At 49.3% G+C, this 12,318-nt stretch carries 10 protein-coding genes and 1 pseudogene; 8 read left to right on the forward strand and 3 right to left on the reverse strand.

Annotated elements, in window-relative coordinates; genetic code table 11:
* Nucleotides 1–5: 5 nt before the first annotated feature.
* Both HZB31_08605 and HZB31_08610 read right to left on the reverse strand, forming a co-directional pair.
* Nucleotides 6–890, reverse strand: coding sequence for an NAD(P)H-binding protein (locus tag HZB31_08605; GenBank protein ID MBI5847993.1), 885 nt, complete (start codon nucleotides 888–890; stop codon nucleotides 6–8).
* Nucleotides 887–2,322 (reverse strand): annotated as a pseudogene (locus HZB31_08610) (fumarate hydratase). The gene HZB31_08605 and the pseudogene HZB31_08610 overlap by 4 nt, the downstream one beginning before the upstream one ends.
* 184 nt (nucleotides 2,323–2,506) lie before the next feature.
* Here HZB31_08610 and HZB31_08615 point away from each other — a divergent pair.
* The gene (locus HZB31_08615; GenBank protein ID MBI5847994.1) at nucleotides 2,507–3,139 is read left to right on the forward strand and encodes a winged helix-turn-helix transcriptional regulator; all 633 of its coding nucleotides are present in this window, start codon (nucleotides 2,507–2,509) and stop codon (nucleotides 3,137–3,139) included.
* Here HZB31_08615 and HZB31_08620 read toward each other — a convergent pair.
* A complete protein-coding gene (locus HZB31_08620; GenBank protein ID MBI5847995.1) occupies nucleotides 3,122–4,318 on the reverse strand; it encodes an 8-amino-7-oxononanoate synthase in 1,197 nt (398 codons plus the stop codon). The two genes, HZB31_08615 and HZB31_08620, sit on opposite strands and share 18 nt — an antisense overlap.
* A gap of 201 nt (nucleotides 4,319–4,519) precedes the next feature.
* Between HZB31_08620 and HZB31_08625 the strand changes: the two genes are divergently transcribed.
* From HZB31_08625 to HZB31_08655, 7 genes are read left to right on the forward strand one after another with little or no spacing between them, the layout of a single operon-like run.
* On the forward strand, nucleotides 4,520–5,986 hold the full coding sequence (locus tag HZB31_08625; protein ID MBI5847996.1) for a type II/IV secretion system protein: 1,467 nt from the start codon (nucleotides 4,520–4,522) through the stop codon (nucleotides 5,984–5,986).
* Complete coding sequence (locus HZB31_08630; GenBank protein MBI5847997.1) at nucleotides 5,986–7,185, forward strand: type II secretion system F family protein; 1,200 nt, start codon at nucleotides 5,986–5,988, stop codon at nucleotides 7,183–7,185. The genes HZB31_08625 and HZB31_08630 overlap by 1 nt, the downstream gene beginning before the upstream one ends.
* Nucleotides 7,182–8,153, forward strand: a complete 972-nt coding sequence (locus HZB31_08635) for a prepilin-type N-terminal cleavage/methylation domain-containing protein (protein MBI5847998.1) — start codon at nucleotides 7,182–7,184, stop codon at nucleotides 8,151–8,153. Before HZB31_08630 ends, HZB31_08635 begins: the two co-directional genes overlap by 4 nt.
* An 18-nt stretch (nucleotides 8,154–8,171) precedes the next feature.
* Nucleotides 8,172–9,593, forward strand: a complete 1,422-nt coding sequence (locus HZB31_08640; GenBank protein MBI5847999.1) for a hypothetical protein — start codon at nucleotides 8,172–8,174, stop codon at nucleotides 9,591–9,593.
* Nucleotides 9,590–10,102 carry a type 4a pilus biogenesis protein PilO gene (gene pilO / locus HZB31_08645; protein ID MBI5848000.1) on the forward strand — a complete coding sequence of 171 codons (513 nt, stop codon included), beginning with the start codon at nucleotides 9,590–9,592 and terminating at the stop codon, nucleotides 10,100–10,102. The genes HZB31_08640 and pilO overlap by 4 nt, the downstream gene beginning before the upstream one ends.
* Nucleotides 10,102–10,608, forward strand: a complete 507-nt coding sequence (locus tag HZB31_08650) for a hypothetical protein (GenBank protein ID MBI5848001.1) — start codon at nucleotides 10,102–10,104, stop codon at nucleotides 10,606–10,608. Before pilO ends, HZB31_08650 begins: the two co-directional genes overlap by 1 nt.
* A complete protein-coding gene (locus HZB31_08655; protein ID MBI5848002.1) occupies nucleotides 10,605–12,236 on the forward strand; it encodes a secretin N-terminal domain-containing protein in 1,632 nt (543 codons plus the stop codon). The genes HZB31_08650 and HZB31_08655 overlap by 4 nt, the downstream gene beginning before the upstream one ends.
* The last annotated feature ends 82 nt before the right edge of the window (nucleotides 12,237–12,318 follow it).

Here is a 12,318-nt window from a genome sequence, read left to right on the forward strand (position 1 = left end):
ACAGGCTATCGAATAAACTCCCTGAGGGCAGTGGAAAACATGATCGGCTCAAAACCAAAGTTCCTTCTGATGATATCAACAGCCGAGATATTGTCCTGTTCAAGCAGGCGAAGCTGGTCGGTCGTAACCAGCGGAGAAGGGAAAAACCGCTCGAGGATCGAGGCACTGAGCTTCATAAACCCCATCGGAATACTGAACGTCGGCCTCCTGTGGCCCATGGCCTTTGAGAGACTTTCAACGATCTGACGATACGAGAGATGCTCAGGTCCGCCGATATCAAAGGACCCGATGAATTTTGCCGGATCATCAATGACCATGCCAATGCAGGCGAGCCAGTCTCTTATATAGATCGGCTGGAATTTCGCCTTGCCCTCTCCCGGCAGAGGAATGACCGGAGAAAACTTCAGCATCTCCATGATCTTTTTCGTGAACCCGTCCCAGGGACCGATGATCAGGGACGGCCGGAATATGGTATACGACAGACCGCTCTGCTTGACGATCTCTTCAGCCTCTGCCTTTGTCTTCAGATACCCTGACCAGGAGGACATGTCCGCCCCCAGTGCTGATTGATAAAAGAAATGCCCGGCCCCGGCGCGTTGTGCTTCTTCAATCAGATTTTTTGTGCCATCTACATGGACGGCATGAAATGCAGAGGTGCCTTTTTCTTCTATAATCCCGACGAGATGAATGACTATGTCTCCAGGATTGAGAAGACCCTTCAGGGTATGGGGCTGCGTAATGTCGCCCTGGACGACCTCTGCGCCCTTCCGGATGAGCAGATCCTTTGCCTTCCCGGAATGAACCAGACATTTGAGCTTATGCCCTTTTGAAAGGAGAAAATCTACAAGATGCCCGCCGACAAAGCCTGATGCGCCGGCAATAACAATCATTTCATATGTATGAGTTCTTTGAACTTCTCAAAGGAAGCCGCCTCTATTTCTCTATGGGTACTGTTGCCGTGGCTGTCCATGGTAACAATGGCGGGAAAGTCCTTTACTTCAAAGATCCACATTGCCTCAGTTGTGCCAAACTCTTCAAGCCTCCAGGAGTCAATGGTCCTGACGATCCTGTCTGCAAGATATGCGGCTGCGCCGCCAATGGTCTGAAGGTATACACACCCTGCTTCCTGCAGCGCTTTAGCGGTCTTCTCCCCCATGCCTCCTTTGCCCATGACCCCGCTTAACCCGTATTGCCTGATGACATCTGCCTCATACATCTCGACCCGCATGCTCGTTGTCGGGCCTGCGGCAATGACCTGGTATCCGTTCTCTGTTTTTTTCATCACCGGTCCGCAGTGATAGAGTACGGCACCTGAAAGATCAAAGGGCAGATCTTCTTTTTTCGGTTTTTCTTCAACAAGATATTTATGTACCCGGTCCCTGCCGGTCACGATCATTCCATTGAGAAGGACCATATCCCCTGCCTTAAGACCTGCCACAACAGCAGCAGAGAGCGGAAGATTCAGCCTTTTCCCCTCTACCATATCAGCCGCCCCCTTCTCATTGCCCAGCAGCCTACAGAGACATCGACAAAATAGGATGCAGGATGGCGATGGTTAACGCCAACCTTGACCCCAAGGGCTGTCATTCTGCCTCCGAGTCCCATGGCGCCTATGCCAAGCCCGTTAATTTCAGCAAGAAGCTGCTTCTCAAGCCGGGCAAGCTCCTCGATCTTATTTAGATCAGTCAGTTTTCTCATGAGCTGCTCTTTGGCAAGTCGTGACACCTGGTCTTTGGCAGCTCCTATGCCGACGCCCACGATATAAGGAGGGCAGCCCCTGCCCTGGGCCTTCTGGACCGCATCGAGCACGCATCTTCTGACTCCTTCGAGGTTGCGCTGTGCGCCGAGATCTTCAAGAGGCAGTTTGTAGGTCTGGCCAGCATTCTCACATCCGCCACCCTTGAGCATCAGGTCAATGATCAGCGAACCGCTTGGGGTCTCCTCAAAATAGATGATCGGAAAACCTTCTCCGGTATTGTCCCCCGAGTTCTTGTCAGTGATGATGTCGACGGCATTGGGCCGCAAGGGGACCTTCTGCGTTGCTTCACGCGTTGCCTCAAGAATGGTCTGTTTCAATTCATTCTGGCTCAGCCCAAAGGGGACCTTGACGTAAAAGACGGGGACCCCCGTATCCTGACAGATGGGACGCGCGGTCTCCCGTGCCCGTTTGATATTTTCAAGAATAACGGAAAGAGAGGAAGCCGCGGTCGAGCCTTCAGCTTCAAGGGGCAAGGCAGATTTTAGCGCCTCTTCAACGTCAGGAGGCAGTGATGTAGCAACTTTCTTGTACAGCTCAACAATGCCGTCGAGGAGTTTGAGCACCTTTAGCTGCCTCTCTCTGCTAGGATTTTTTCACAAATTACTCTTGTTATCATACCAAATTAGGTGCAATATGTATGCATTATCGAATCCCTTGCTCTCTGCAATCCGGCGTTTTTAAGCAACTTTCTTTATAAATATTAAAATAGTTATTTACGGAAATAGTATTTTTATGCTATTTTTTAAAATGCTTGTTAAAGTTGATGAAAATCCGACGCGGCAGAATATCATGACGCTCCTGAAAAAAAATGGCGGCATGACCATTGAAGACCTGAGCAAGAAGATCAGCATAACTCCCATGGGTATCAGGCAGCATCTTCTTTCGCTCGAAAAAAAGGGTCTTGTCAGCTATACCGCAAAAAAGCATGGCATTGGAAGGCCAGGCTTTGTCTATATGCTCACTGAATCTGCCGATGAACTTTTCCCGAAAATGTACGACAGGTTTGCACTCGATATTCTAAAGGAAATTAAGAAATACGATGGGCAGGAAAAAATAAATAAAATTTTCGGCTGGCGGCGTGACAAAGTTCTCAGACAGAAAAAAGAAGCGCTTTCCGGCCTCAGCGGAATTGATGAGAACGTGCAGGGCCTGAAAAATCTTCTCGTGTCAGAGGGATTTCTTGCTGATCTCTCAAAAGAGGGCGACAATTATATTCTCAGGGCCTACAACTGCCCTATCAAAAAAGTGGCAGCTGAGTTCAATGAGATCTGTCTGGAAGAACTTCAACTCTTCAGGGAACTCCTGAACCGCAATGTATCTATGGAACAGTGCATGGGCCAGGGAAGCCCGTCCTGCGTCTTTTCAATCCCCAGCGCTTAATCTCCCGCCAGGAGTATCTTTTTTCACCTTCTTCAGAAGCAGGACCAGTCTCTCCAGATGCTTTTTCTCATGGGCTGCTGTCACAACAACCCTTATCCTGGGCTCGGCAACGGTGGGTGGCCGGATCGCTGGCGCATAGACTCCATGATCGAAGAGGAACTGCGACAGCCTGAGCGCCGCTTCAATCGTTGAGGTCCTGATCGGAATAATAGGGGTCTCACTCACTATTTCGTCGTATCCGATAGCCTGCAGAGCGTTTATAAGGTATTCCCTGTTTGTCCAGAGTCTCTGCACAAATCCCCGGTCCTTTCTGATTAGCTGAACGGCAGCAGTGACCGCGGCAATGACTGCCGGCGGGAGGGCAGTTGAAAATATCAGGCTTCGTGCCCTGTTGGAGATCCATTGCATTGTATCTTCGCTCCCTGCAGCAAAAGCACCGAACGCACCTAATGCCTTTGAGAAGGTGCCCATCTGTATTATCCACGGTTCCGGCTTTAGACCAAAATGAGCAAGCGCACCGCTGCCATTGCCGAGCACTCCCGTGCCATGGGCATCGTCAAGATAAAGAAGTAATGCGTTATGCGTTATGCGTGATGCGTTAACAGACTTGCAAAAGTCATAAAGATCTTTTAATGGGGCAAGATCCCCGTCCATACTGAAGACCGTATCGGTGACAACGATCTTTTTCCCGGAGGTCTTGCACTTCTTCATCAGTGTTTGAAGGTGCCTGATATCACCGTGCCGGTATATGATAGTCTTTGCCCTGCTCAATCTGCAGCCCTCTATGATGCTGGCATGGTTGAGCGAATCGCTGAAAATCAGGTCCCCCTCATCGGCTATGGCCGGTATAATGCCGGTATTTGCAGCATAGCCTGAGTTAAAGACTACAGCGGACTCAGTTCGTTTCCACGCAGAGAGCGTCTTTTCAAGCTTCGCATGAAGTACTGTCCCGCCGGCAAGAAGCCTTGACGCTCCTGCACCGAATCCGTATTTGAGCATTGCCTGAGCTGCCGCCTTGACAAGATCAGGATGAGCGGCAAATCCGAGGTAGTCATTTGAGGAAAAATTGACAAGTTTCTTCCCTCCTATGGCTATCACCGGCCCCTGGGCAGAGGCCCTGTCAATGAACTGCCGCTGTAGTTTTTGCCCTATCAGTTTTTCCATCTCGGCTTCGAACATTGCCTGATAGTATCACAGGCTGATCCCGAGATTAAAGTTTTTCTCCCATTGTTACGATATAAAGAATTGTGATTTGTCTAACTCTTTATAAATAATACTTTTTTATGGTGAATTACCCCTTGTTGCGATATAATGATTGCACATTATATGGTCAATCGTATTCTATTGGCAGGGGCCTGATAATCTCCTGAAAGGATAGCCATGCAACCTAAACGTATTGGTGATCGTCTCATAGAAGCCGGTCTTATTACACCGGAACAGCTGAATATTGCACTTGAGGAACAGAAAAGAACCGGGGAACTTATCGGTGCGATTCTGTTTAGTCTCGGGTTTATAAGCCAGACTGATCTGTTCACCGTGCTCTCTATGGTTCATAGCAGCGACCAGCAGAAGAAAGAAGGACGGGATAGTGCAAATATTCCCGACGACCTCGATGATATCGTCAAACAGAGCACCTCAGCGCTCCGGACCTTTGAGCGTGAATCAACCCGGTCAGGCGATATTTCTATAGCGCCGGTTGTCAGACTGGTTGATCGGATTATAACTACTGCCCTCCAGAAGGGAGCGACTGACATTCATATCGGCCCCGATGCCAAGGGCACACGCGTGCGGTACAGGATCGACGGCTTGCTCCAGCACGGGATGTATCTGCCAAAGGAGATCCTTCCGGCCCTTGTTTCGAGAATAAAAATCATGGGAGCCATGAATATTGCAGAAAACCGGGTGCCGCAGGACGGAGCAACCGAGTTCGCCTGGAAGTCAAAAGTGCTCGACCTCAGGATATCGACCTTCCCTGTCCTGGGCGGGGAAAACATCGTACTCAGGATACTTGATAAATCCCGCCTTCTCCTGGGGCTTGAAAACCTCGGCTTTATGAAAGAGGATATCGAATTGCTGAATAAGTCCCTTGTCATGCCCTATGGTCTTATTCTGGTGACAGGGCCTACGGGTTCAGGAAAAACCACGACACTCTATTCTCTCCTTTCGATCATCAACAGCGTTTACAAGAATATTTTCACGATCGAAGATCCGATAGAATATCAGCTCCCCCTTGTACGACAGTCCCAGGTAAATATCAAGGCAGGTCTGACCTTTGCGACAGGCCTTCGTTCCATACTCAGGCAGGACCCTGACGTCATTCTGGTTGGCGAGATGCGTGATGTGGAGACTGCGGAACTTGCAATCCGGTCTTCGCTGACCGGCCATCTGGTCTTCAGCACACTCCATACAAATGACGCAGCGTCAAGCCTGCCCAGGATTATCGATATGGGCATAGAGCCCTTTCTGCTTGCATCAACTGTCGACACAATCATTGCCCAGCGCCTCGTCCGGCTCCTCTGCGAAAAATGCAAGGAAGCCTATTCCCCGTCTCCGGAAATGGTGAAGCGGCTCGAGCCTGCGATCACCGAAGAGACGGTCCTGTACAGGGCTAAGGGCTGCCCTGAATGCAGCGACACAGGATACCGCGGCAGAACTGTTATTTATGAAATATTCAAGATGAACGAAGAAATCAGGCGGCTTGTCCTGTCCAAGAAAGGCTCGGATGAGCTCTTCGAGACGGCAATCCGAACGGGCCTCAAGACCATGTATCGCGTCGGCATCCAGAAAGCTGCAGAAGGCCTGACTTCCCTGGAAGAAGTTCACAGCGCCACGAGGATTGCATTCTGATGGCTTTTTATCATTACCGGGCAATTGATGACGCAGCAAAGGTCATCGCAGGGAAATTGGAAGCCTCCAATGAAGGAGAACTTGAAAACCTCCTTAATGCAAAAGGCCTGACGCTGATAGAGGTATCCAAAGCCGGTTTCGGGTTTCAGGCACCGTTCAGACTGAATGACAAAGACCTCCTGAACTTTACGTATTTTCTCCAGCTTATTCTTTCTTCAGGCGTGCCGCTTATGGGTGGCCTGGATGATCTTGCAAAACAGACTGCAAGCAGGAAAATATCCAAAACAGCGGCCATGATCTACACAAAACTTGAATCAGGTAAATCAATATCAGAGGCAATGTTCGATTATCCCAACATCTTTCCTGGCTATTATGCAAGCATGGTGAGAGCAGGCGAGGCAGCCGGTAGCCTTGAGCAGATACTGAACGACCTGATGGTTTACCTGGAATGGCAGATGAAGCTCAAAAAAGATGTAAAATCGGCCCTGGCGTACCCTGCCATAGTCCTCACCGCGGTATTTGGCCTTATCATGATCCTCTTTGTCTTTGTTATGCCCAAGTTCGTGAAGATCCTGACCGACCTGAAGGTTGCACTTCCGCTTCCGACGCAGATCATGATCGGGACCGTAGAATTCATGAAGGGGTACTGGCCGTTTATCCTTCTGTTTTTTTTCTCCCTTCCCTTCATCTACCGGCAACTCAGCAGGCATTTGACCACAAAGCGGATCATTGACCGTATCGTATTGAAGCTCCCTCTCATCGGAGATCTCACAAAAAAGCTTAATCATTCCAGGTATTTCAGAACCTTTGCGATTTTATACCGTTCTGGCCTGAGCATGCATGAAACCCTGCGGGTTTCTGCAGACGTTATCAGAAATACCGTTATTGCCGGGTCGTTTAACAGAGTTGCCAATGCCGTGCTCAGCGGAGAGCAGATCAATACGGCGCTCAGGATGACCGGTGATTTCGGGCCTCTTCTTCTGAATATGGTAGAGATCGGCGAAAAAACCGGTACGCTGGACAATACGGTCCTGAAGATCAGCACGATGTATGACAAAGAAATACCGGAGACGCTAAAAAAGGTCTTCACGATTATCGAACCGCTCATCCTTCTTCTGCTTGGAGGGATTGTGCTCCTGACGCTTGCGTCATTCTTCCTGCCTCTTTACAAAATTGTCGGAGGACTACGGGTAAGATGAAATACGGTATTGCAGACAGAAAATACGTTTCAAGGTTGATCCCTCCTTGCGGGGGATCGGATACAGTACCCCATTCCGGGCACAGAGGTTTTACGTTAATAGAAGTTGTCGTGGTAATGGCGATTATCGCGGTACTGACCGGCATTATGGTCCCCTTCATCTACCGGATTTGGGAGAGCACTGAGGTCGATACCACCAGAGAGCGCATGACCGATCTCAAGAAGGCGATGGTGGGCGATCCCAAACTGGTACAGAATGGCGTGAGAACTCATTTCGGATTTGTCGGGGACAACGGACAACTGCCGTCGACAATCAGCAATCCGGACTTTGGAGGCAATTACACGATCTCTAATGACCTTCTCACGGGTGCGCCGATGCTCTATCCCAACTGGAAAGGTCCCTACATGCCGGCAGGCTATGATGTATCAACGTACAAGAAAGATGCCTGGGGCAGGCATTTCATCTATACCGTCACGACCGTTGGCAGCAGAAGGGTAGCGGCCTCACTGATAAGCGCCGGACCTGATGGCACACTGGGGACATCGGATGATATCTCGGATGCCGAACTGCAGATATCGGAGCGGGAGGTGACGCCTACTGATACTGTTCAGGGCAATCTGCATTTCGTCTTCCTGAATTCCACCGCAAATCCGGTTACTCCTTCATACAGCGCAAAGGTTACCGCAGCATATACCGGTTCTTTTGGCCCAACGACAACGAGCGGCGCCTGCATCGCCCTGACGATCGGCCAGATTAACGCCGGCGAATCAAAGCCCGTCGTCCAGAGCGTGAGCGAGACCTTGCCTTTGAAGCTTCCCACAGGTAAATCCGTCTTCAATGCCACCTTTTATGCAAACGGAGCATGCAGCGGCTCCGGCATAGCATCCAATTCCATGGCTGTCTTCATTCCTGATGGCATAAATGCGATATCAGTAAATCTTCCGACTATTAACTATACGATCCCGTAGGAAGGGCAAGGATATATTATGAATTCATTGAATATTGACTTCAGAGGAGAGAGCCTGAGGGTACTGTCTGCTAAAGATGGGACTTTAAAGCATGTTCTCATTTCCAGAAATTTTTCCCTTGCCGACACAAAGGCTGCAAAAGAGCAACTGACAAACGCCATCAGGGAGGCCGGGGGCAAAAAAGGTAAAGTCAATGTAATACTCCCTCACAAGATCGTAAGATTCAGCATTTCCCAGGTCCCTGCAATGGATATCGCTGATGCAGAGAAGGTTGTCAGAAGGGAGATCGCAAAAGAACTCGGCACCCAGGACTTTGTCCTGGGCATCAGGAGGATCATCAGGAACCAGCCCGGAAAACAGGATATTCTGGCCGAATACGCCCTCAAATCGGACATGCTACCCTATTTCAGTCTTTTGAAAGCGTGCGGCATCAAGGCCTCTGTTATGACAACAAGCCTTGAAGGAATTATCAGCGTCTTTAACAGGATTAGGCCTGAAACCGAGGGAAATGAGGCTGTTCTGGAAATCGGCCAAAGTTTCATAGAGATCATCGTCTTTAATGACGCCAAACTCATCAATTACAAGAAGGTCCAGATGCCTGCGGTCGACGACGCCAAACTCTCCAGCAAAGACATGGACCCGCTGCAGATCTGCAAGATCAAGATGTATACGATCGTCGATGCGCTTTATAACTTCATTATGGAGACCGGAAGCGGCGAAGAAAAAATCTCCCGCCTCTGGATCAGCGGTCTGGGATCGACCGAGGAAGGAACAACGCAATGCGTATCAGAGGGGCTCGGCCTGAACAGTTCTCTTCTGAACCCTTTTGATGTTGAGGTGGAGCATGCAAGCATCTACCCTGCAATTGCCGGTCTTTCAATGCTCACGCCTTCTGACCGGATTGTCAACCTTATACCTTCTGACGAGAGAGACAGGGGCAAGCATATTGTCGGGAATACAGCCCTTATCGTCGCCCTCGCCTTTTATGTGATCCTGATAGGAGGCGGCTACACAGTCCTGAACAGGGCTGAAAAAGATCTGAAGATCGTAAAAGAAAAATTTGACGCACAGGGCAAGTCATCTCAGGAATCAGGGACCCAGGGAAAAAGCGAGCAGGATGCCCTGAGAAAAATCTTGAGCACCCGCAAGAACCTCTACCCCCTATTCAGAGATATTGCCAATATAACACCTCCAGGCATCAGTCTGACCAGCCTCGACGTTGAAAAAACAACTGAGGCAACGTTTATCAAACTGGGCGCAAGTCTGCAGTCCGGAGATGAAGTCCTGAGGAACTCGGCAGTTTCAAAGTTCCTGAGTTCCCTTGAGGCCACAGGTCGATTCGTGCTGACCTCGCCACCCGAGATCTCAACAGCCGCAGCGGCGCCAAACGCTAAAAAACAGGAGTTTATGGTAAAGGCAAAGTTTGAGGTGCGGCAATGAATAATCAAAAAAAGGCTTTTTATATTATACTTGCGGTCGTAATCGTTACCGGACTGCTCTTTTCTTTTTATGCTTTTTCAAAAATCAGCTCAATCCATAAACTCCGGGCGGCGATTGAAAAATCGGGAGCAGAGCGCGTCCTGACAACAGAAAAATACTCCGGCAGCAGCGCTGATCTCAGAAAATCAATACCCGGGAAGATGTGGACCGTAGAATTCATCGAGACCGCCTACAATGCATCACGAAAGCATAAAATCAGCGACCTGACGTTTGAACAAAAATCTTTGGACGTTTCCCGCAGACAAACCCAGGGCAATAGCAGGCCTTCTCTCCAGGCCTATCCTGTCAAAATGAATTTCCATGCAGGTTACCGGGAAATGGCGGAGTTTGTCCGCGAGTTGCAGAACCTCGAAAAACTGGTGACAATAGACAATCTCAGGGTAAAGGGTGAAAAGAGCTATCTTGCGGTAGAGATGACTATCAGCACATATGCCATGGAGGAGAAATAATGTCTATGCCCCAGGGGGTACTCGGGAACAAATATGTCGCAGGTGCCGTGGGCATTGCCCTGGCCCTGGTGATCGTCTATAATGTTCAGTTCTTCATGACCAAAAACAGGCCGACTGCCCCGGCTGGACCGATCCATCGTCTGGCCCCATCGAAGCAGGAACCTGCTGCGCAGTCGCCAAAGACCCTCTCAGCAGATCTCGCCCAACCTACAGACAAGAGCGCGGACAAGGCTGAGTGGAAGCGGGACCCCTTCTCTCTCCGTCAGGCCGCGGGGACAGGCAGTAAAACAACCGAGGAAACCTATGATATCAAGCTCATGGGAATCATAAAGAGAGATGGCATCAGCCATGCTCTCATCGACGGCAAGGTCTATAGAGTCAATGATCGTATTGGTAAGGCAGTTATCAAGGAGATAACTCAACACAGTATTGTGCTTCTGGCAGAAGGGAAAAAACAGGAAATATCGTTTGATGATTATAAAGTTATCAAGGAGAAGAAGAAATGAAGATTTTTCATGTAATAGCAGTCGTTCTCACCTTTATCATCATGGGATGTGCAACACCCAGGATGACCGAAGTCCCTGAGACTATGGCACTAAAGCAGCCGCCGCAGATTCCGGCACCAAGCGTGCGGCCGGAGCCTCCAAAGGCAGAGGAGCTGCCGCCGGCAAAAGACAGGAGCAAGTTTTCCCTGAGCGTAAGGGATGCTGATGTACGGGATGTGTTTCTTCTCCTTTCAAAAGACAGCGGGATAAACATAATTGCTGATAAAGATGTAACCGGCAAGGTCTCTATTGACTTCACCAATCTGGAACTGAACAGCGCCCTCTATGCCATAACGCGGCAGCTTGGCTTCACCTTCAGGATGGATAAGGGGTTCATAAGAATAACAAAACCGATCCTGGAGACAAAAACCTTCAGAGTCAACTACATAACAGGGAAACGGACATCAACCAGCACCATGAATGCGGCAATATCGACCGGGAATAACAATACCAGCGGCACATCCGGAGGAACAAACATAAATATCTCCTCCGGGACATCGGGGTCTGGAACTACAGCCTCTTCTTCGACAACGCAGGGAACGGTAACCGTTACTACGTCAGGCACCTCTGACTTTTGGAAAGAGATAAGAAGGGGCCTGGAAGTCCTCGTTTTCGGTGATACAAAAGGTGCCGGAGATAGCGAGGGCGGGTTCAGCAGAGGTGATGATAAAACAGGGAAGAAACTTATCATAAGCGAAATTGCAGGCATTGTGCTGATCACCGATTATTCAGACAGCATGGAGAGAGTTGCAGATTTTATTGCGGATGTTGAGCAGTCGGCAAGAAAACAGGTGATGATTCAGGCACATATCATTGAAGTAGCTCTTAAGGATGACTATAAATTTGGTCTTGACTGGACTGCAATGGATAACTTCGATGGGCTGAATGTGAAAATCGGCCAGAAACTGTCAACTGAATCCGGTGTATTTACCGTTGACCTCAAAAACAATAAGATCAGTTCGTTTCTCGACGCGATGAAAGAACAGGGACAGGTGAATGTGCTTTCGAGCCCGAAGGTCTCGACCATGAATAATCAGCGGGCCGTGATCAAATTGACCACGAAAGAAGTATCCTGGGTGACCAATTCCTTTACCAGTGGCACCACCGGTGAGATCGTTGTCTCCAACACAACACCTCAAATAGATGAAATTGGCCTCTTTCTTGACGTTACCCCGCAGATAGACGACGAAGGCATTATCACCATGCAGATACATCCGAGCATTTCCGAGAAGTTGAAGGACCTGACTTCGCCTGACGGCAAAAACACTAAACCGCTTATAAATACAAGAGAAGCTGATACAATGATTAAAACGCGAAACGGACAGACCATCGTTATAGCAGGTCTCATCACTGACAAAATCAATGATACGGCCAGAAGGGTTCCGCTTCTCAGTGATATCCCGCTTTTCGGGGCTGCCTTCAAGCAGGTCGTGCAGGAAAAGAACAAATCCGAACTTGTTATCCTGCTGACCCCCTATATTTTGACCGACCAGTCTATTGCCGACATCAGGAAGGAACATGAAGAAAGATTCAGGAAGGCAGGAAGACCGTTTGAATCATCGCCCGTTCTTCCCTTAAATGGGCCATAGGACAGAGCAGCGTCAAGGCGCCTTATCTGCCGGCACAAAAAAAGGGATGGCAAAATTGCCATCCCTTTCTGCTTGAAATTCA

It is taken from the genome of Nitrospirota bacterium (assembly GCA_016235245.1).
In the GTDB taxonomy this organism is placed as follows: domain Bacteria; phylum Nitrospirota; class Thermodesulfovibrionia; order Thermodesulfovibrionales; family UBA6898; genus UBA6898.